Source organism: Bdellovibrio sp. HCB117 (assembly GCF_047305915.1).
Classification (GTDB): Bacteria; Bdellovibrionota; Bdellovibrionia; order Bdellovibrionales; family Bdellovibrionaceae; genus Bdellovibrio; species Bdellovibrio bacteriovorus_B.
This window is the reverse complement of the sequence record NZ_CP178622.1, coordinates 1,612,156-1,632,129: the sequence shown is the minus strand read 5'-3', so window position 1 is coordinate 1,632,129 and position 19,974 is coordinate 1,612,156. Positions and strand designations below refer to the sequence as shown.

Genomic DNA, 19,974 nt, shown 5'->3' with positions numbered 1-19,974 from the left:
TAGCACTTTTTATCCTAATGAGTTCTTCCATGTCCCACGCCAAAGTGTGGACCGCAATGAACTCTTGGAATGAAGAATGGGAAAAGCGCTATTCTTCTTGGGTGCAAGAAAACTATAAATTCGACATCTTTTCAAATCCCGCAAGCAATTGGTATGGTATTGCCACAGATTGTGCGGATGCTGTTTATGCTGTTCGTATTATCTTTGCGTATGAAAATGCTCTTCCTGTTAGATTCACTAATATAGAAAACATGAAGACGGGCTTAACAAACACTCTGTCGAACTGGGATCATTTGCCGGAAAGGCAACGCCTTCGCGAGTTTATCAATCATGTCTCCCATCTTACGAGTACGAAGACCCTAGGGTACGATACCTACCCGATCAAAATTGATCGCCTGATTTTTCAACCTGGTGTGGTTTTTCTAAATCCCGTTTTGACGCCTGAAGAAGAAAGTATCGTGGGGACTCGTGGAGGACACGCTGAACTCGTGACTCATCTTGAAGACAATGGATACATCCGGACACTGTATTCAACGACACCCATGAAAGTGCGTGAACTTATCACCACTCGCAATCCCTATTCTTGGCCTCTAAGTCGCCTGGGGGGATTCCGTATGTGGAAAACAGACGCTCCTGCGCCGTACAGCAGTGAGGAGCAGTTCTCTATGGCAGGGTGGCGAGAAAATATTTCGCCGTCTCGAAAACAAATCTATCAATGGCACGAAAACATTCGCAAAATCCTGCGCTTTCGTGTTCCCACTGTTGATGAACGCATTGAGGTCGTGGTCGAAAGCATCTGCAATCTATGGCAAGGCCGCATTTTATCCGTGAACATGGCCTGGAACAACATTCAAAGCAATGGCGGTCGTTGCCTCTCTGCAGGTTTGATGGACGAATATTCCACCCATAAACGCGACGCACGCATTCGTGAAGCTTATGGGCAACTGAATGATTTAACTTATTGGAAGAAGAATAATTATCCCAACGAAGAAGGCACCGACGGCTCTATTCGTGATGCCAAAGAAATTTTACTTCGCTGTCGCGTGATGACAGGAGTCTCTGCAACAGATGCGTGGGAGCTTTTTTTAAAAATGATTGATGGCCACTTGAACTCCGATGCAGTTTGGAGTCCGTCCGTACGTTGGGGTGAAGTCTCTAGTCAAAGAGGTATTCGATGTCGTTAATATCCGCTTTAGCAATGACTTGTCTTGTTTATGGTCCTGCTGAAACACGTGAGAACTTTCTTCTGTATAAAATCCTGCAACCTTTGCAAATCAGCGAAGGAAGCATCCGCACAACGTCTTTAAATCAGAATTCACAAGTCGAGCACTGGGACTTTAAGATTATCCAAGACAGTTCGGATGCGTGTCCAGGTGCCGTCGTTACAAAAGATCGTAAAGGACGCACGGCCGCGTTAAAGGGGCTTTATACGGGGCCTGCCGGATACACCAAAGGAACTCTCTTATTTGAAGATGAAGAAGGCATCGTCTTTCGCGCTTTGATCGCATGCCCTGAGGTGGTTCTAAATCCCACGTGTGATTCAACGTGGGAACCGGTAGAAGGCTGGGAAATTCTATAACTTAGAACTTCCCTTTTGGATTACTTTCTAGAGCGTTTCATGATCTGCTCTGGTCCAATCAGAATTAGATCTTCTTTCAATTGAAATTCTGAACCGATGTAATCTCTTTTTTTAGAGCTGAATGTCGCAAAGTCCACATTCATTTCCGTCGCACGATAAAGCTCCTCGGGCGTTGTCACATTCGGTCCAACACCGGGCTCTTTAATAATCGTCACTTCAAAAGTGTTCGTATCATCGTCGTAGTGAGAGATCTCAATCTCGGCACCTTTCATAATTTTTAAAGCCTCAAGCTCTGCCTGGGAAGGCTTGCGAGGCTCTTTAGCCTCTTTCTTTTTCTCTGGCGTTGCTTCCGCTTTCGCCGGAGCTGCTGGTGTCTCTTTAGCAGGAGCTGTCTCTACCGCAAGCGCCCAGGGTGACATCATCATTGTGATTGCAATTGCTAAGATGGACTTCATTATTTTGCTCCTTTTCTTGTCGAGTTCGTGGTCTTCGAACCGCTTGAGCTGGTGGAATACTTGCTTTTCCCAGAGTACTTCGACGACGAAACACCGTTGGATCTCGCTGCCGCTACTGCCGCTGCTTCAGGCTGACATTGTGCTGGACGTTCCATTCCGGAATTATCACTACAATTAGAAGCTCTTGCTCCTCCGAAGTAGTTGTAAACCAGCGAACCCACTCCCAGTGTTTTCATTACCGTCGACAAGTCTTCGTAGTTTACACCCGTACATCCCCACGTGTTGGATGTTCCAGCAGGGCTTGTTCCGTGGATGATAACTCCACGCTGCCCTAAACTGTCTTGTCCCGAAAGACCTGCCATACCCAATGAGTTCGAACTATTATAGCGTGCCCCATTGTGAACAGCGGTCAAGTGAAATCCAGGAGGAGTCTTTCTTGAATTTTCGGTGCTGCACGCCTCTAAGCGTCCACTGCGGTCAGAACCCACACCCCAACTGATTGGAAAACCTTTTACGCAGTTTCCATCTTGGTCGAAGATGTACATTGTCGGGCGACCATCGCCTGAATAGTCGTTCACGGCAATCATCTTGCCGGGAGACAACTGCGCATAAGAACAAGTTTGCGTGAATCGCTTTGCCTCACCGAAAGCGGTTTTCACATGAGAAGGTACAGATCCGCAACCTCCCCCAGTGGCTGAGTAGGACGACGAACCTGATGTATAAGGTGTGTAGTAACTACTTCCTGCGCTGCTAGAGTTGCTGTCGTTGCTATCAATGATCTTGGAAGGACGACCGAACAGTGCGGCTGCTTGGGTTTGTGAGTAACCTAGAAGCAAAGCCGACAATACCAGAATAAGTCTTGCCATGATTCCTCTTTTTTTAAGCCCGTTATGATTTAGATGTCCCTCAAGTCTATATGACCTCACGCGAAAACTCGCGAAGATTATTTTTTCCCTCAATAAAACGGATCATTTTAAGACAGAGGTCGGACACTAAAAAGTGATTATGTAACAGTGACTAAAACTTTGGCGGGGCGATTCCCGCCTGAGAAGATCTATAGCTTAAGAAAATTTTGAATGGACTGAGTATGACTGTCTTTTACAATTCGCATGCAGTCATTGAAATTGCCTTTAGTAAATTCCAAACCAGGTTGTTTCAGATTCACGTCTTTCCAAAATTCAGGAGTGCGAGCATCAAGGCCTAGCGCTCGCGTGGAAAGTCGCAAAGTAAATTGCGTACTGCCTTCTATTGTCTGATAGTTAGAAAAGTAAAGCTCACTCCAGGATGCACGCATCTCTCTTTGTACCGATACCACCGAAACAGACTGCAATTGGCGTCCGATTTCATTGCAAAGAAGTTGCCTTTCAAGCTCGCTCCTAACCCCCATATCCAGGTATCCATTTAAAATAGCCACATCCTCATCCAGATTTAACAAGTAAGAGTCTCGAAGTTGGGATGCATTTGCAGAAAACAAAGTTATTTGCTCAACTGCCTCTAACGAGCTTCTTGTCAGCTCTGAAGACAAAGCCCAAGCTACAATCGAACGAACACGTACAGCATCCACCGAGAAAGCAGCCTTTTCTCTAGAAACCATAACGGGCCGATGGATAGAATAAACGAGTTCATGAATCACCAACGCCACTCGATTGAGCGGGGTGAGTTTTTCCCAATAGGGTCTGTAAATGCGGATGCGGTTTTCAAGACGATTGGCAATTTGCACCATTTCAAACTTGGAAAGATCCAAAGGAGTTTCTTCTTTGATTAGGGCCAGAGGAGTATCCACTAAGTACCATTGATACTTCGACATCGCTAATAAAAGAACATTTGCAAAGCGCGGAGCTACACGGCGAATTTCCGTGATCTTTTTAGCAAAGAGTTTTTGTTCTTCGCTTCCAAAGTGAGGCATTGCAGCGGCACGGACGAGCACATCTTGATCTTCTTTAATTGCAAGATCAATCGCAGGTTCTTCTAAGCCAATCTCAAACAGGTCTAAGAGATATAGTTTTCCCTCCTTTAAAATCCCCGCACCCCCGCTTCCGACATCGCGAATGCCCGCAAACACGGGCAAAGAAAAAAATAGAGTGAACAATACTAGAGCGAATTTCATCATGTGTCCTCTGCTAGAAGGCTAAAGAATTGAATACTCAAACTGCAAACATCGTCAGCGTTTTCCGTGGTCCCGAAGCGAGAAGCAAACTCACGACGGAAATCCATAAGGGCTTTGCGGGCTGCCGGGAAATCTTGTTTTTTAATCGAGAACAAAGTGGACGACACTTCCCGCTTTTCGTTGTCTTGGCGTTCAACGGCGTAAAGTGCTTTTTCGATAATTTGTTTATGAAAGCCACGAACCGCTTCGGAATTATAGTTGTTATTCACCGAAGTGAATTGAGATGTGGGCTTCACCGAATTTGCGGTGATCTCAATAAGCCCCAAGCGACTCATGCGATCCAATGAATCTTCTATCACCTTTTCACTCACACCGAGTTTTTTAGCGTAACGAGCTTTATCAAGATGGTTTTTCTCTAAGTCCATTAATTCCAAAAACGCCAGATGATGCCACTCAGAAATAATTTTAAAAGAATCCAGAGACACTTCTTGAACGAAGTTATTGATCCGGTGTTCGATGGCTTTTCGGGCCATGACTCTTTGTTCGGTAGAACGAGCAAACTGGGCCGTCAGTAAATCAGAAAAATGCTCGCACTGTCTTTGACTTAGATTGAGCTTGGTTGCCACTTCATGAGCGCGCGCCGCTGAAAGGCCATACTTTCCCTTTTGCACTTCAATCAGTGTCGAAACCGCCAAACCTAAATCCCGAGCAAAGGCTCGCATGGAATAATTGGGATTGCGCAAACGTCGTGTTTCAAATGCTTCAGAGAGATAAAGTCGGTAATCATCGTAGAAAAGAACTTGTTCGGTCATCGCACGAAGATTTATTCCATACTCCGAACATTATCAAACATTCCACCGCCGACTTACCGACGCTCTACAGAATGCCCAAGCTCATCTGGTAATCCGAACATCACCGAATAGTTTCGAATTATTGTGAGAGTGTTTTTTAATATGATCACGCCTCTTATTGACCGTTATTCTCTTAATCGATGCGCTGTTAACTCCGAAGAGAACCCCATGATAAGACTCATTATTTTTTCGAGCGTTTTGATACTTACATCGATAGTTTTCTCAGCTCCGAACACTTTGACATATCAAGGTCGCATTCTTACAGCGACGGGAACTCCACTTGAACATAACAACGTGAGCTTTTTGTTCGAAATAAAATCTCAAGACGGCCTTTGCGTTTACTATCGTGAACAAAAAAATGGCGTGAATATGTCGGGCTCTAAAGGTGTCTTTGATGTGCCGCTAGGAACAGGAACAAAATTATTTCCCACTTCAGGAAGTGTGGGCTTAAAAGAGGTCTTTGATAATACCGCCACTCTAGACTGTGCCGATGCGAATAACAATGTAGCTAGCAGTAAAGGACCTATTGCAGATCAATCTCGTCGCCTCAGTGTCAGTTTTCATGATGGGGTTGGCTGGAATCAAATCACACCGGATAATGAAATTCGCTCTGTCCCCTACGCGCACTTTGCCTCTTCTGCATTGAAGCTTGGAAACTTTACGGCGACAGATTTTGTTCGCACGACGGCCCTTCCTTCGGGAGCTTGTAGCGCGGGGCAAGTCGTGTTCTTTGATGGAGCTTCGTTTACTTGCGTGACGGATGCAGGGGGCTCGGGAGTTGTTTCCGATGTAATTGCGGGTACTGGAATTAACGTAACCGGAACGACTTCAAAAACCGTCGCTGTGAACTTCGGGACCACGGCGGGGACAGCGGCGCAAGGAAATGATTCGCGCATCACCGGGGCCTTTCAATCTGCGACGGCACTAGGTGGAGATTTAAGCGGCACACTTCCCAACCCCACTGTTGAAAAAGTTCAAGGTGTCAGTGTCGCAACAACAGCTCCGCAGACAGGACAAGTTTATCGATATGGAGCTTCTTCTTTAGAGCCCGTCTGGTTTGGTATTGACGATCTTCGCACTTCTACGGGAGCTTCGCAGTTTGCAACAAGCTGTACGGCTTCACAAACTTTGACTTGGTCTGCGGTGACTGATGCCTTTACTTGTTCCAATATCGCAGGACTGGATGCCGCGGTGATCACGACAGGAACGATACCTGCTGAAAGACTTCCTTCGACGATCGCCCTCCCGCAGATCGCTGCACCGGCTGTTGCGGGCACTGATGAAGGACGTATTTATTTTGATTCGACGGCGAAGAAATTTAAAGTCTCGCAAAGTGGTTCGGCTTATACAGATTTAGTTTCTGCTGTGACCTTCCCCGTTCTGGGCAGTGCTGGCACCGCGGCGGCACCTACTTATTCATTTAGTGCTGATTCCGACTCTGGGATGTACAACCCCAATCCAGATCAAATCGCATTTTCTACTGGAGGAACACAACGCTTTCGCATTCAAGGGTCCTCATTCTTTATGGGTAGTTTGGGTTCGGGCAGCGCGACTCCTGGTTCATTCTCATTCGATTCTTACTATTATGGGCCAACGAGCTCTACCGCAAAGGGCCGTTTCATGGTCAGCGTCGGTCAAACTCAAACCGCCGCCGGAGGCATCACCATGCCGGCGATGGGCGTCGATAACTCTATCCGTGGAGATTACGCTCAATCAGGGACCATGGGAGCGGTGTTAGGATTAAGTATCGTTGACAACAAAGCGGGCTTCACCGGAACCTCTTATGGTGTGCAAGGTCAAGTCAAAGTAAATACGGGAGCTGCCAATGTCAGCGGGCTTCAAACAGCTCTTTGGGCAAATGTATTTATTCCGGGAGCAGCCTCTTTACCTGTCTCGCAAAAGATTAATGCCATCACGTCAGATATCAACTTAGAAGGAACGGCAACAGGCGGCACAACAATCAATGAAGCCAATGGACTTGAGCTGCGTCTTGCCACTAGGGCCTATGATACCATCGGGTCTTATACGGGAATCATGTTACGTGCCCCCATTGGGGCGGGAGCGATCACTACCCAATACGCGATGATCACCGAGCCCGGATCAGGCAATGTTGGCATTGGTATCACCAATCCCTCTTACATGCTTCATGTCGGCGGGACCGCCGGTGGAATCTCGTGGGCAAACACCTCAGACCGAAGATTTAAACGCAATATAGCGACCCTTGATTCTAGCTTAGAAAAAGTCTTACAACTTCGAGGTGTAACTTACGACTGGAGAGTGGAAGAATTCCCTGCCCGTCACTTTGATCACGGTCAGCAAATCGGCTTGATTGCTCAAGAGGTTCAGGAAGTTTTCCCTGACGTAGTTACAAAAGACAATGATGGATTTTTAGCGGTTCAATACGCGAACCTTGTGGCTCCCCTGATTGAGGCTTTTAAAGAGTTCTATTCAGAGTGGCGCACAGAAAATGCAGCCTTGAAGGCAGAGAACGCTCAACTTAAAAGCGAAGTTCAGTCTTTGCAAAAGTGGGCTTGCCAAAAGGATCCTTCGGCAGAGTTTTGCAAATAACATAGCACTTTTAAGGGTTTGAAGATTGGCCTTCAATGCAACCTTCGCCAGCCCCGTCTGTATCTCATCCACGACGGGTCATGGGATCGGCCTGATCAACCTTATAGAATTTCTATGTACAAACCTCAGACACTCGTTCCGCCAAGACTTAAACGCGGTTTATTTATGACTGACCCTTTCTAGTTGCGAGGCCGTCTCCACATCTTCTACTCCCCATTCAGAGCTATTGACGGTTTGCCGGAACTAGATTACTCATTTGCAAGAAATTTGCTGGGCTTGTCCCATTGATGGTTTAAAATGAAATCCGACAGAGTCATAGTCTTTTCAAAATTGACGTCTCAATCCGTGCGGCTTTTCATTTCACTTGTCATTATCTTCTTTGGCTTCTTCACTCGTGCCGAGACCTCGCCTGCTCCCGAAAAAAAAGATCCCCTGACAAACACCTTCGTCGCCCTTTGCTACCACGATGTTAGTAACGGCTTCGTTGGTAATGCCTTTAGTATTCGCAAAAAAGATCTAATCGAACAGTTCGATTATCTGAAGGCTCATTACAATGTCGTGGGTCTGCAAGATATCATTCAAGCTTCTCAAGGCAAAAAGGTGCTTCCTCCTAAAGCTGTGCTTATCACCGTGGATGATGGCTTAGCGTCTTTCTATGAAAACGTTTATCCGCTTTTAAAGACTTATAAGTTTAAAGCGGTCTTTGCCATCGTGGGTAAGTGGACTGAAGATGGTGTGGCACCGGATTATGGTTTTAAAGACACCAATCCTAAAATGGCTTCCTGGAAGCAGTTAAAGGAAATGTCTGAATCAGGTTTGGTGGATGTTGTTTCTCACACCTATGATATGCATCAAGGCCAGGTGTTTAATCCACAAGGAAGTCAGGCACCAATGGCTGCCTTCTTTAGATATGACTCGATCACGAAATCTTATCAATCCGAAGAAGACTTTGTGAATCGTGTCCAGATGGATCTTAAAAAGAACAATGAGCTTATTAAGAAACATCTAGGGAAAGACAACTCTGTTATCGTATGGCCCTACGGCGCTTCAAACGGTTTATCACGCAAAGCCGCTGAGGATGTGGGACTGAAAATTCAGATGACTCTTCGAGCGGGCCTGAATAATGCCAGTGATATTTCTCAGATAGGTCGCGGGCTTATCTTTGCGGATATGGATCTTCCACAGTTTGCAAATGTACTAGAGCATGCCTTTGTGGACTCGTCTCCGTTACGCATGATTCGCGTGGACCTTGATAGCATTTGGAAGAAACACGAAGCCGAGGCTGAGCAAGTCTTGGGTGACTTATTGGAAAAAACTTTGGCTTTAGGAGCTAACGGCGCCTTATTCCAGGCCATCTCTGACTCTGGAGAGGCTTACTTCCCTACTTCACAGATGTCGGTGCGCGCGGATTATCTGAATCGTGCCGCGCACACGATGAGACATCGCTCTCGTGTTCCTAATGTCTATGCGCGAGTACCACAAACATTTTTAAAGAATACGGAAACAGCCAAAGCTGTTATTCGAGATTTGGCTAAATACACGGACATCGACGGTGTTTTTTTCGAAGTCTCTTCAAAAGAAAAAGCTAAAGAGTTGTCTTTTGAATCTGTGATGGCGGCGGGTCGCTCTGTGCGCGCCCACTGGCAGTATGGAGTTATTGGTCCCAGACCTGAAAATGCCGAGATTTTTGATTACTTGGTTCTGACTCCACAGCAGCTTGAAAAAGAAAAGCTCGAGGCTGTGCCGAATTCGATAAAACAGAAGCAAGACATTATCGCCTTGCCGAAAGATTATAATATAGTCGCTAGCCACGTCATGGCCGAAGGCTATTTAAATTTATTTTATGATGTGAACTTCAAAGATGTCGTTCCGGATCCTGATTTCAAAACTTTGTTTTCAGTCCGCCAAAGCAATGCAAAACACATCAAAGGGGAAGCGAAATGATTTTCTCTTATCTGCCGGTGCTATTCACATCCCTCTTCTTAATTACTCCCTTTGTACTGCCTTTGATTTGGATCATGGGGGCTTTTGTTTTCTACTTTAAAAGGGAGCGCCATCGTTCGACGCTTTCTGAGTTTTCTAACCAGCCCTATACGATTTTAATTCCCTGCTTCAACGAGGAAAAAACTGCGGAAGCGACAATTCGCTCGCTAGACCAATTGCCTTCAGACCAATGCGAGATCATCGCGATCAATGATGGCAGCCGGGATAAGACTCAGTCTGTTTTAGAAAAACTGGCAATGTCTCGTCCGAATATGCGCGTTATTAACTTAGTTCAAAATCGCGGGAAAGCAGCGGCTTTGACTTTAGGTGCTATGGCTAGTCGTCATGAGTTTATTTTGTGCATCGATGCCGACTCTGAATTAGACCCTCATGCTCCCCGCCTTATGATGGAGCACTTTCGCGATCCGCATGTGGCGGGTGTGACCGGAAATCCGCGCGTCAAAAATCGCGGAACCTTGGTAGGTCGACTGCAAGTCGGGGAATTTTCGGCATTAGTCGGAATGATCAAACGCTATCATCAGTCTTTAGGTCGCTTATTTGCTTTATCAGGGGTACTCGCGATGTTCCGTAAGTCTGCCGTCGAAAGCGTCGGCTACTGGGACACTTACACTGTGACTGAAGATGTCGGAATCAGCTGGAAACTGCAAACTTCGGGTTGGGCCCTTAAGTATGAGCCCAAAGCGACTTGTGATGTATTAATGCCTGACACTTTGAAAGGCCTTTGGAAACAACGTCTTCGCTGGGCGCAAGGTGGGTTTGAAGTGATTCTTAGACACGGGCGATCTGTTTTGAAAAGCCGCGACACAGGTTTAAGACTGATTCTTTTGGAGTACGTATTTTCTGTGACTTGGGCTTTCCTATTACCTGTGACGATTGCGATCGCTCTGTTTGGGCATAATCCTCACGATATCAACCTCAGTTATGCGATTCTTCTTACAGGAGTGATGAGCTTTCTGCAGTTCGCTGTCGGGATGTTTTTGCACGGCCGATATGAGCGTTCGGCGAAACTGGGCTTTGTTGCTATCTGGTACCCTTTTGCTTATTGGATGATTAATAGTTTTGTGCTATTCGTAGCAATCCCAAAAGTTCTGTTTGGCCCAAAACGCCAATTCAGTTCTTGGATCAGCCCCGATCGTGGCGGAGTGACGTATGCGAAAAATAATTGAGACACTGAGCACACTTCTTTTGTGGACCGTCTTTATTGCGGGAAGCTGCAAAGCTGTCGCAGAATTTTTCTCTAAGAGCGTTTCCGGCGAAATGATGTGGGAGCATTTAAAGCTGATCTCTATCGCTCCGGTTCTTGCCGTTATCATCTTTGCTTCAATGCTTGTCGCAGTTCGCTTTTCAAAATTCCAAACTGCGAAAAAGACAGTCGTTAACGAGCACACCGCTCAGTGGACGGCCGAAGAGTTGGTCTTAGCGCAAACTGGTAAAGTGGTTGATCTGACCTTCCCTAGTACGGGGCTTGCGTGCCATGTGGTTGCTCGGGACGAAGCTGCAGCTACTATTCATTCAGAAAACACGACAGTTCATTTGAAGTTGGTGCCGGCATCGGTTGACGAAAATGCTGTGGCCTTGGTTTCACACTCGGTTTAAGAACCGGGTTGTGAACTTATTTAGACAAGAAATCCTAACGTACTTTTAATACATAGATATGGGCTTGGTTCCCGCCAGTATATTGGCAAGAGTTGCCGTTGACGTTTACATAAGAAGACGTCACTTCTGACGCCACTGAACGAGTGACGTTATGAGTGTTCGCGGCAGTGCAATTGTGACAAGTGCTCGCCCAATGATAATCATAACCGTCATTTCCGATATCAATCCACGCTGAAGGTGTGGCGTTGTAACCTTGCGAATATCCGTAAAGGTAAACTTCTTTGTGGGGCACGGTGATTGTCACACCGATAAACGGTGCGGGAACATTGCAATAACCACTCGCGCCTGTGCCTTGATAAGAAGATACTTGTCCTCCGCTATAAGAGATAGAAACTCCGCTGACAGAAACTGCGGCTGGAAAGTTTCCGCTCGCGTAATTGGCGTTCCCTATGATCCATGTCCACCCGCCTCCATTGGTCGTCATTTCACAATAGGCGGAGATCGGTGCGCTTCCGCCCGCTCCATCAGGGTCGATCATATACATTCCGTCTCCGACGGAGCCACCGGTATCTAAGATGACTTTACATGATGTGAGTGCGATGACATTCCAAGTGACTGTTTGGGTCGACACAAGACCTGCTGCATTTGTCGCTCGGACTGAAAAACTGTGTGTGCCCGATGCAAGGTTTGTCAGGTTGTGAGGAGATGTGCATGAAGACCATCCTCCCCCGTCTAAGTCGCATTCAATATTCACTGTTGTTTCAGATTCGGTAACTTCAAACTCTATTGTCGCATCGGTGTCGACTGTATCTGAAGGTGCTGATGTGAAGACGATCGAGGGCGGCGTTGAGTCCACAAACCAGTTGATGATGGTTTCGGCGCTGACGTGGCCGAGGTAGTCAGTGGCGCGAATTCGGAATTCATGAGCCCCGTCCGTCACGACTGGAATTAAATAAGGAGAAGCACACGCGGCCCATGATCCGCCGTCTAATTTACATTCGATGAAGCTGACTCCGGAGGAACCTGAATCAACGACGTTAAATACAAATTGCTCTGAAGTTTCACTGACAAAGGCCGCCGGAGAATCCGTGACTGTGATTACGGGAGGATAGAGATCGACGTCGAAGTTATGATTTGAAATGACTTCATTTCCGGCGATGTCTTTTGCACGAATACTTAATGAGTAACTTCCTTGAGAAAGTCCGGATAATTCGTAGGGGCTATCGCAATTTGCGTAACCTGCGGAATTAAAATTACATTCCACACTTGCCAGTCCGCTTGTATCGTCTGAAACGGTGAATTCAAAATCTGTTGCCGTATCTCTGATAATAGCGGCTGGAGCTTTTGTGATATTAAGTGCCGGGGCTTGAGTGTCCGCATGGAAAATATAGGGACTGTTACTGCCGGATGTTATAAGGTCTGCTTGATCTAACGAGCGCACTAGAACTTGATACTGCATTCCGTGAATCAATGAAGGACAACCCGCTGTCGAAAAATCATAGGACGTTGTGGAGGTCGACTGTTCAGAACAGACTGTGATTCCGCTCATTGACTGGATGGACGTTTGATAAATGACGGCGTCTGATGAGGAACTCCAAACGACTTCTGGCCACTGTGCGGCCCACGCATCCAAAGTCGTATCCACGCCTCCCCTAACTCCTAAAATATTGAAATTTCCCGGTGGAGTGACATCCACGCGGAAGACTAGGTCGGTCCCTTGTGTAAGATTCCCGGCTTCATCGCGGGCGATAACGCGGGCGATGTAATCTGTTTCGGGAACGAGATCGCAACCAGTGAGAACTTGCTGCGTGATAGAGGCCCCAACGTTTTCTTCACAGCGCACAGTAAGATCTAAGTTAAGAATCGATACTTTGTATGCGAAAGCTCCTGAAGCGGGACTCCAGTTGACGATGGGATCTACCAGTTGTGATAAACGATCATCGATGATCAGATCACTTCCGCCGGTGATTCCTAAGACTGGGAAAGATCCCGGAGCAATGGTATCTAAGACAATGCTATAAGTAGGAGTTTTATTCGTCAGAGCATTCCCCGCGCTATCGAAGAGCCATAGCTTCACGGTTTTTACTCCGTCGCCTGCGGAAAGATCGTAGTTTGTTGGACGAGAGGTGTGCCAACCGTTTGCGGGTCCTTGTCCTCCTGGGCAAGGATCTGCGGGACTTAAAGGAGTGAAACTTAAGTCTTCCGTTAAACACCAATAAGAGGCCCAGGCGTCGTTTGTTACTGTGATAGAAACTGTTTGCGTGGCGGCGTATCCTTGATCAGAGCCTGTGTGAGTTAAGACAAAGCCCGGTGCGAATAAATCCACTTCCATGAAAGCAGAACAAACGGGAGTGCTCCAGTTGCCGGCTTTATCTGTGGATTGAATATCGAAAGAGTAAAACGTATTTGCGGAAAGATTGTCAAAGACGTGAGTGAGCGAGGCTAAGTTTTTTGTAGAGATGATGGAGCCCGTGCACGAGGGCTGATCGTATAGTCTAACTTTATATGGAATGTCACTTAAGCCTGCCGGTCCGATATCGACTACGCTATTCCATGCTCCAACAAAGTGAGTCGCAGAGACGTAAGAATCTGATAAGGGCGCGGTGATCGTCGCCGGCATCGGGGCCTGCATATCTACCGTCACCCAGAATGCACAGGAAGATTCGTAGTTACGGCTATTATTCGTCACACGAACTTTAGCGTAATAGCTTTTACCGTCTTGCAGACCATCGATATGTATGTCTGTCCCGGATAATGCAACTTCTGTGGGAGTCCCCTCGCAAAACGCGTTGTCGTAAAGAAGCACGGTCCCGCCGTTAAAGACGGATTCTTCCCACGTCGGTGAAAATGAAAACGGATGCGTTGAGGAATTGGTGTAGATCGAAGACTTATTAATTTGAACCGCGAAGGGATTGCGAATCTTAGTATCGATGGTACAAGAACCCAAAGCCATCGAACAAATGATAGCTTTATAGAACGAACTATAACCTAAGGTCCCAGAACGTTCCGAATTCATGAGTATAATATCGGATTTTCGCTCGGAATTCTTTATTTTGGTGTTTCAGAATGAGAATTTTGACAGGAATAAAACATTCTTTAGTTTACCATCTTACGTCCCGATAAGAAGAGCTCACAGGAAGGCGGTCGCAGATGGCACAAAGAGAAGACTTCATTCGCGCTGAAGGTAAGACACGCAGTCTGACTCTGAAATGGAATTTGCTCGGAACAAAAATCGAAGTCTTTCTGGATCAAAAGCTTTTGGGAACTTTGCGCGGATGGAACGAAATCTTTTATAAGGGTGCGACATTTCCCCTTTCCGACGGCAGCAAAATTTTTGTAAAGTGGTCGCCATGGGATTTCTCGCCCTATTACAAGCACACTACTACAGATTCTGAATCGACATCTCAACCCTCAAGTAAAGATGGATATGTCTTAATGGCATGTCTTGGTGGATTGAATTTTCTAATTGGATCTATTGTTGTGTTCGGTCACGTTGAGGCAATGGCTAAAGTAGGGTTCGGTTTCTATAATTTCTTTTCTGGCTCTGTATATTTAGTTTTAGCTCTTGCAGGTTGGGACACTAAAAGTCGATCTTATCTAAAAGGAGCTTTCGGCTTTTTTCTATTTGAAACTGTCATGAACTTGCTTCAAGGAATATTAAATCCAGGTGGCATTATTATGCGCGCGTTATTGATTCGTTTGTTTTGGTTGTCGCTGAAAAATCCGGAAAAGCCCAAGGTTCATCCATCTGATGACATACGCAAAGCAGGCTAGATCCCGGAATGAAGATTCTTTTGGGCATAATAAAAGTTTTAGGAGTTCTATTTTTAGCGATTTTACTATTAATACTGATTCTAATAGTAGGAAGTTTCAACCAATTTGAGCCAATCACTCAAGCCTATAAAATCGAGAATGCGGCTTTCGAAAGTACGACATTTAATGAGCTCGCGACACGCGAAGAAATAAGCGATGGCACCGCGACTCGCCCTCAATATCCAGTGAGTTATCACAGCATAAAATCCGGAAGTGGCACTGTACTCGCGGTTCGTTTCTACCACGATCCAAGCAGCGCTTTTGATGATGAAGGCTTTTGGAAGCTCACCGTTTGGTTGCCAGATTTTAAAGAAAAAACTTACGATTTGTTTAAAGACGATAGCGTTATCGTCTTTTATACGAAAGGCGGCTCCGCATGGCCCCGTTCTATGTGTGCTTCCCGTCTTACTAGTGGAACAATGAAAATTACGGATAAAGAGATATCGATAAACAGTAGCATGGACTGCTGGAGTAAATCCGAACAAATAAATGGTCAGTGGGAGTTTGAACCATACGACATCGAAGATTTAGACTATTGGGTCGGCAAGAAAGGTGCTGAACATCCTTATCATGAAACCATTATCGAAGCACATCGTTGAAGATTATTTTTTGGTTTTTAGATATGTTCTTTAAAAAAACTAGATAAATCCAAGAAACAAAGGGAGGAAAATTGGGGTGAACTTCGACATCCCAGTATTTTCAACAAGTTACACTATTTTCCTTGCTAAGTTACACCATTGTATCTTTTTTACTCCGGCGTAGAAAGATGTTTAGCGATAAGTTTGGTCATATCAAACATACTAACCGTATCTTTTCCATCAAAGACATCTTTTAAAATCTCATCAGAGTTAATATTCCTTTTATTGCTAGGATCTTGCAAATTGTTTTGCTTGATATACGCCCATAACTTTTTCACCACCTCGGTTCGAGGCAACGGCTCCGGACCAACTATTTTCGCTAATGCAGGGCTCGGCTGTAGAGGTCGCATAAATGATTTATTGTCGAGCTCTTCATCACTCTCATCTTCGGCGATATCATCCAATTGCTCCTCTGAAAGCACGCTCGCCATTTTACTAAACTCTTGTTGGAGTGCCGCCAACTCCTGCTCCCTCTCGTCCAGCATTGACCGATATTTACGTTTTTGCGCTATTAGCTCTGTTCTAAATCGGTTCCCGTCCTCGACGGTGAGTAATTCATCGCCCGAATACTTCTTTTTAATGTTAACGAGAACCAATCTTCTCCACTCCCAGAACTGCACAATTTTTTCATTTAGAAAGGGCCACAAAAATACCCAAAATAAAGTCACACCAATTGGTTTTATTATCTCCAAAGAGATATTTTTGTTGATGTACTCCAATCTCACGTCAAACGCTTGATCGCCCACCAAAAGAGCAACAAGAAATCGCCAATTGATAATCGCCCACACAAATGCAAAATGTGAAAGAAAAGGACTAGATATTCTAGTATATAGGTATGATCGAATTTCTGTAGACATCTCTTCGATTGACATAAACTCTCCACTATTCTCCAGTACTATCGGACGAAAACATCAGAAAGTTTAGCCTAAGGAATTAGATCAAGAACATCAGTCGCTCCTTGAATTTCAACTCCTGCGAGGCGAACATAATGCTGAAAGCTTTTAACATTCTTCCATCCGCCCAGTTTCATAGTGGTGACTATGTCCAATCCACCAACGAGACATTGAACGGCAAAACAAGCTCGCGTCGCATGAAATGTGATTTCAGGAAGCCCCAATGCCTGACAAAAACTTCTCGACACTTTAGATGCCTCTCCACGTCTCCATGACGTGATCCTAGGGAGAACATAGCCCGTTGAGAAAGTTTTCAGTTTTAGCTCCATTAGGAGCATTTCAAGGGCTGCATTAATAGGAATCTGGCGAGAATCTTTGGTTTTGGTAGACTTGTCGTATCCGAGCCTACTTGAGAATGACTTCGTGATGGAAATCATTCTCGTCTCCAATGAAACATCAGTCCATCTAAGCGCCCACAACTCTCCGGATCGGCATCCTGTACTAACCGCCACCGCCCATAAATAATAATACTCGTGACCGACTTCTCGTGCTTTCCTTAAAAAGAGTTTTATTTCGTCACGATTAAGTATGGGCTGCATTTTTGTTTCAACCTTGGGAATCGAGACTCCTCGCGCCGGGCTCTCAATATAAGCCGGAATAATGCGTTCTAAACGAGCCCAGTCGAATACAGTATTCACGGCACTTCGCACCGACTTCATGCGACCTTTCGATAGTTCTTTCTTTTCCATTTCATTAAAGATCAATCGCATCGACATTGGGCGCAATTGATCTAATGGCGTTAACATCCAAGGTTTTGTGTGCATTTGAAGAGCGTTGTGACTATCGCGCTTGCTTACGCTATCTTCATAGGGGCCATTTAAGACCACATCTTTGTACCAACGCGACAATAGATCGCGCCAGACAAGTCCATTTCGTTCCTTTTCGATTCGTTTGATCACTGCTTCTTTTTTAAGCTTTTCATATTCACGCTTAGCTTCGGTATAAGTCACTGCACCGAGATCACACTGAAGGCGCACATTAATCCCTGCAATGCGACTTCGAGAAGTAAATTGGATCTTAAAGCAGGTATACCCGTCTTTTTGATATGTTTTAATTGCCATGCCTTCCTCCTGAGCGGGAAGGCTGGGTTCATCCAGCTTTTCGAATGTCAAAGATCCGTAAAATCTCTTCCAGGGGTTTGAAGCTTTTGACACGCTTTTTTTTTAACGTACTGAGTTTAAAAGTCTTTTTATGCGGCGGGACACCAAAGTCCAGAAAAGCAAGTATTAACCATTATTTGTTTATAATTTTATGGTTGCTCCGATACGATTTATATAAATGCAATTAACCAAAACATTGAAGTTTGAATCTTGTACTGTATAACCCTCTAATTCTTTTGAGGATGGGACTTTGAGCTACTTTAGACTAAAAGAGGATTCTCTTTTCAAAACTATGCTAGGAAGCGTTTCGCTGACTGTCCTGCGTCAGGTTTACAAAAAAGCCACAGGTATTGACGTTATCCCTTCCGACAAAAACTCCACTGAAGGAATTCAGAAGCTCCTACAAATCTGCGGAGTGCCCAAAGAAAATATCACCGAACTTCTACTTGAAGCTGAAGCAGAGCGTCCTTTTAGACATTTGTATTTAAGTCGATGGACTGGCGACTTTAAAAATATAACTGAATTAGCTCTTGCTCAAATTGGAACAGCAGTTGATGTAGCCGACACTCTTTCCATCCCCAACATTATTTGCGAACACGTTGCGCACACAAAAGAATATATATCACTTACTTTTTCTCACGATGCTAAGTCTACTCACTGGTACTCGCAGGATGGAGGTCGCTTTCCAGAAACGATCACGATTAGACACCCGATCGTGGTCCACCTTCATCAAAATAATACCGTATTAGTTACCTATCCTGGATACAGCCAAGATCGAACGGCCCTCGTATCATACGATTACAATGACCTTGTCGAGAAAATCCTAATCCACCTTAGAGAAAAATTTACTATCGACTATCGCCCTTATCTGATTAAAAAGGTCGTAGAATCACTTTTAAAAAGGCAATCTAGCCGAGTCAAATTTATCAGAATCAAATCGAGAAATGATGACGGCGCGATGGATTTCGAATCGAAGTCCAATGACATTTCCATCGAAACACTGCTGCCATCACTGATGATGCCTCACCTTCCGAACACTGTAACGGAAGAACAAATCAAGGAAGCTTTAATCAATGCTATAAATGATTGCGATTTAAAATCTTCAATTTTGTATTGGAATGACGAGAAGATCGCAACCAAACTTAGTTACTACTCACTTGGGATGGAGCTATATATAACTTGGATGAAGCAGCGCGCTTCTTACGAAATTCTACTCCCAGCGATCAATTTCTTAATCTTCTTATCATCTAAATTTGAAACTGAGACATCTCAGCTTTTTGAATTCTTTGTCTCCAATCGAACTAACAGAGTTTTTACGCGAAGTGAACTTGCTGCATCCGTAGCAAGCGCAGCACAAGCTCTAGATAAAGAACTTGTTGCACTTGTTTCTCAAAGAATTTTAGAGACTCGCTATCGCTTAAAAACTGATCACGAAATTTTAGACTACGAAAACGTCTGGGTTAGTGACTTACGCGTTCTCATGAGGGAATTCCAACTATTTGATCATTCAGCATTTGACGGAAGAAAGCCTAACAATATCGAAGTCGGCTTTTGGTACCCATCGGTAGCGCGTGAGGTTGCAATTGGATCTTAGTCAGTTTTTCGATGCCATGATCCAACTTCGACAGTCTGGACAAGGAGCTTCTTTACAAGACCATCACCTTGAGTTTTTAAATCCAATCGACCGCAGCAAGTTATCGCGTCTACTTTTGCAAGTTGAAAGAATTAATAAATTGAAGTTCGATAGCACAAAACACTATCGTACTTACAACACGAAAAAGAGATTCGATGGAAGAAGAGGCTATTTGCTAGGAAAAATTTTTGAAGAACTAATTCAAGTAATCTTCAAAGATAGTCAAATATTCTCACTACAGTCGCGTGTCGTAACAGCGCAATGTGAAATCGATTTCTTTGTTCATCTAATTCAGCCTTACAGCAACTTATTCGAGTTGCTTCAGGCCCACACTCGCTTGCATGGGGAAGCAAAATGTCACGCCGTTTCGCCGAAATCTGAGTGGGTAAACACTCAAGCAGGGAAAATGACTTCAAATGGCACTCGACTGGGGATGATTTTTACTTTTAACCATGTAGGAGCCGCTCCCTCTCAATTTCGCACAGCGATTAAAGACCACTTTCGATCTCAACCACCGACAGAAATCATTCCGTGGGGCCCAACTTTAATCCAAGAACTTCTAAAGGGCACACCCTTCCTTAAGTTGATGCAAATACAGTCAAACCTCGCCTACACAGGCACAGCCACACTCAAGCTTTAAATACTTGATACGTGTAGAGCCAAAAAAACTCTACACA

At 45.1% G+C, this 19,974-nt stretch carries 17 protein-coding genes; 10 read left to right on the top strand and 7 right to left on the bottom strand.

The features are described 5' to 3' along the window. Positions 1-29: 29 nt before the first annotated feature. Both ACLWBD_RS07795 and ACLWBD_RS07790 read left to right on the top strand, forming a co-directional pair. On the top strand, positions 30-1,184 hold the full coding sequence (locus ACLWBD_RS07795; RefSeq protein WP_413570466.1) for a hypothetical protein: 1,155 nt from the start codon (positions 30-32) through the stop codon (positions 1,182-1,184). Continuing rightward, positions 1,175-1,579 (top strand): hypothetical protein, encoded by a 405-nt coding sequence (locus ACLWBD_RS07790; protein WP_413570465.1) that lies wholly within the window; start codon positions 1,175-1,177, stop codon positions 1,577-1,579. The genes ACLWBD_RS07795 and ACLWBD_RS07790 overlap by 10 nt, the downstream gene beginning before the upstream one ends. A 20-nt stretch (positions 1,580-1,599) precedes the next feature. Here the strand turns inward: ACLWBD_RS07790 and ACLWBD_RS07785 are convergent, their stop codons facing one another. The 4 genes from ACLWBD_RS07785 to ACLWBD_RS07770 all read right to left on the bottom strand — a co-directional run bounded on the left by ACLWBD_RS07785 (position 1,600) and on the right by ACLWBD_RS07770 (position 4,953). After that, complete coding sequence (locus ACLWBD_RS07785; protein ID WP_413570463.1) at positions 1,600-2,034, bottom strand: hypothetical protein; 435 nt, start codon at positions 2,032-2,034, stop codon at positions 1,600-1,602. Next, positions 2,034-2,900 (bottom strand): hypothetical protein, encoded by an 867-nt coding sequence (locus ACLWBD_RS07780; protein WP_413570462.1) that lies wholly within the window; start codon positions 2,898-2,900, stop codon positions 2,034-2,036. Before ACLWBD_RS07780 ends, ACLWBD_RS07785 begins: the two co-directional genes overlap by 1 nt. A gap of 188 nt (positions 2,901-3,088) precedes the next feature. Beyond that, positions 3,089-4,144: a hypothetical protein gene (locus ACLWBD_RS07775; RefSeq protein ID WP_413570460.1), complete on the bottom strand. Its 1,056-nt coding sequence runs from the start codon at positions 4,142-4,144 to the stop codon at positions 3,089-3,091. After that, positions 4,141-4,953 (bottom strand): DUF4423 domain-containing protein, encoded by an 813-nt coding sequence (locus ACLWBD_RS07770; RefSeq protein WP_413570458.1) that lies wholly within the window; start codon positions 4,951-4,953, stop codon positions 4,141-4,143. Before ACLWBD_RS07770 ends, ACLWBD_RS07775 begins: the two co-directional genes overlap by 4 nt. A gap of 207 nt (positions 4,954-5,160) precedes the next feature. Between ACLWBD_RS07770 and ACLWBD_RS07765 the strand changes: the two genes are divergently transcribed. From ACLWBD_RS07765 to ACLWBD_RS07750, 4 genes are all read left to right on the top strand, one after another. Then, positions 5,161-7,560 (top strand): tail fiber domain-containing protein, encoded by a 2,400-nt coding sequence (locus tag ACLWBD_RS07765; RefSeq protein WP_413570456.1) that lies wholly within the window; start codon positions 5,161-5,163, stop codon positions 7,558-7,560. 297 nt (positions 7,561-7,857) lie between these two features. Then, a complete protein-coding gene (gene pgaB / locus ACLWBD_RS07760; RefSeq protein ID WP_413570455.1) occupies positions 7,858-9,504 on the top strand; it encodes a poly-beta-1,6-N-acetyl-D-glucosamine N-deacetylase PgaB in 1,647 nt (548 codons plus the stop codon). After that, positions 9,501-10,730 (top strand): poly-beta-1,6-N-acetyl-D-glucosamine synthase, encoded by a 1,230-nt coding sequence (gene pgaC, locus ACLWBD_RS07755; protein ID WP_413570453.1) that lies wholly within the window; start codon positions 9,501-9,503, stop codon positions 10,728-10,730. Before pgaB ends, pgaC begins: the two co-directional genes overlap by 4 nt. Next, entirely contained in the window at positions 10,714-11,160 is a 447-nt protein-coding gene (locus ACLWBD_RS07750) for a hypothetical protein (protein ID WP_413570451.1), read from the top strand. The genes pgaC and ACLWBD_RS07750 overlap by 17 nt, the downstream gene beginning before the upstream one ends. A 34-nt stretch (positions 11,161-11,194) precedes the next feature. On the opposite strand, the gene ACLWBD_RS07745 is transcribed toward ACLWBD_RS07750, so the two are convergent. Next, positions 11,195-14,176: a fibrinogen-like YCDxxxxGGGW domain-containing protein gene (locus tag ACLWBD_RS07745; RefSeq protein ID WP_413570450.1), complete on the bottom strand. Its 2,982-nt coding sequence runs from the start codon at positions 14,174-14,176 to the stop codon at positions 11,195-11,197. 134 nt (positions 14,177-14,310) lie between these two features. Here ACLWBD_RS07745 and ACLWBD_RS07740 point away from each other — a divergent pair, with 134 nt between their 5' ends. Both ACLWBD_RS07740 and ACLWBD_RS07735 read left to right on the top strand, forming a co-directional pair. After that, positions 14,311-14,934, top strand: coding sequence for a hypothetical protein (locus tag ACLWBD_RS07740; RefSeq protein ID WP_413570449.1), 624 nt, complete (start codon positions 14,311-14,313; stop codon positions 14,932-14,934). An 8-nt stretch (positions 14,935-14,942) separates the two neighbouring features. After that, positions 14,943-15,572, top strand: coding sequence for a hypothetical protein (locus ACLWBD_RS07735; protein ID WP_413570447.1), 630 nt, complete (start codon positions 14,943-14,945; stop codon positions 15,570-15,572). Positions 15,573-15,721: 149 nt separating this feature from the next. Here the strand turns inward: ACLWBD_RS07735 and ACLWBD_RS07730 are convergent, their stop codons facing one another. Then, positions 15,722-16,483 (bottom strand): SWIB/MDM2 domain-containing protein, encoded by a 762-nt coding sequence (locus ACLWBD_RS07730; protein WP_413570446.1) that lies wholly within the window; start codon positions 16,481-16,483, stop codon positions 15,722-15,724. Between the two features lie 53 nt (positions 16,484-16,536). Continuing rightward, positions 16,537-17,625 carry a tyrosine-type recombinase/integrase gene (locus ACLWBD_RS07725; protein WP_413570444.1) on the bottom strand — a complete coding sequence of 363 codons (1,089 nt, stop codon included), beginning with the start codon at positions 17,623-17,625 and terminating at the stop codon, positions 16,537-16,539. A 289-nt stretch (positions 17,626-17,914) separates the two neighbouring features. Between ACLWBD_RS07725 and ACLWBD_RS07720 the strand changes: the two genes are divergently transcribed. Continuing rightward, on the top strand, positions 17,915-19,258 hold the full coding sequence (locus ACLWBD_RS07720; protein ID WP_413570443.1) for a hypothetical protein: 1,344 nt from the start codon (positions 17,915-17,917) through the stop codon (positions 19,256-19,258). Next, complete coding sequence (locus ACLWBD_RS07715; protein WP_413570441.1) at positions 19,236-19,937, top strand: hypothetical protein; 702 nt, start codon at positions 19,236-19,238, stop codon at positions 19,935-19,937. Before ACLWBD_RS07720 ends, ACLWBD_RS07715 begins: the two co-directional genes overlap by 23 nt. Positions 19,938-19,974: the final 37 nt, after the last annotated feature.

Excerpts from the sequence above, each read along its gene's own strand:
- ACLWBD_RS07795 (WP_413570466.1), top strand. The coding sequence starts at position 30 with ATGTCCCACGCCAAAGTGTGGACCGCAATGAACTCTTGGAATGAAGAA.
- ACLWBD_RS07790 (WP_413570465.1), top strand. The coding sequence starts at position 1,175 with ATGTCGTTAATATCCGCTTTAGCAATGACTTGTCTTGTTTATGGTCCT.
- ACLWBD_RS07785 (WP_413570463.1), bottom strand. The coding sequence starts at position 2,034 with ATGAAGTCCATCTTAGCAATTGCAATCACAATGATGATGTCACCCTGG.
- ACLWBD_RS07780 (WP_413570462.1), bottom strand. The coding sequence starts at position 2,900 with ATGGCAAGACTTATTCTGGTATTGTCGGCTTTGCTTCTAGGTTACTCA.
- ACLWBD_RS07775 (WP_413570460.1), bottom strand. The coding sequence starts at position 4,144 with ATGATGAAATTCGCTCTAGTATTGTTCACTCTATTTTTTTCTTTGCCC.
- ACLWBD_RS07770 (WP_413570458.1), bottom strand. The coding sequence starts at position 4,953 with ATGACCGAACAAGTTCTTTTCTACGATGATTACCGACTTTATCTCTCT.
- ACLWBD_RS07765 (WP_413570456.1), top strand. The coding sequence starts at position 5,161 with ATGATAAGACTCATTATTTTTTCGAGCGTTTTGATACTTACATCGATA.
- pgaB (WP_413570455.1), top strand. The coding sequence starts at position 7,858 with ATGAAATCCGACAGAGTCATAGTCTTTTCAAAATTGACGTCTCAATCC.
- pgaC (WP_413570453.1), top strand. The coding sequence starts at position 9,501 with ATGATTTTCTCTTATCTGCCGGTGCTATTCACATCCCTCTTCTTAATT.
- ACLWBD_RS07750 (WP_413570451.1), top strand. The coding sequence starts at position 10,714 with ATGCGAAAAATAATTGAGACACTGAGCACACTTCTTTTGTGGACCGTC.
- ACLWBD_RS07745 (WP_413570450.1), bottom strand. The coding sequence starts at position 14,176 with ATGAATTCGGAACGTTCTGGGACCTTAGGTTATAGTTCGTTCTATAAA.
- ACLWBD_RS07740 (WP_413570449.1), top strand. The coding sequence starts at position 14,311 with ATGGCACAAAGAGAAGACTTCATTCGCGCTGAAGGTAAGACACGCAGT.
- ACLWBD_RS07735 (WP_413570447.1), top strand. The coding sequence starts at position 14,943 with ATGAAGATTCTTTTGGGCATAATAAAAGTTTTAGGAGTTCTATTTTTA.
- ACLWBD_RS07730 (WP_413570446.1), bottom strand. The coding sequence starts at position 16,483 with ATGTCAATCGAAGAGATGTCTACAGAAATTCGATCATACCTATATACT.
- ACLWBD_RS07725 (WP_413570444.1), bottom strand. The coding sequence starts at position 17,625 with ATGGCAATTAAAACATATCAAAAAGACGGGTATACCTGCTTTAAGATC.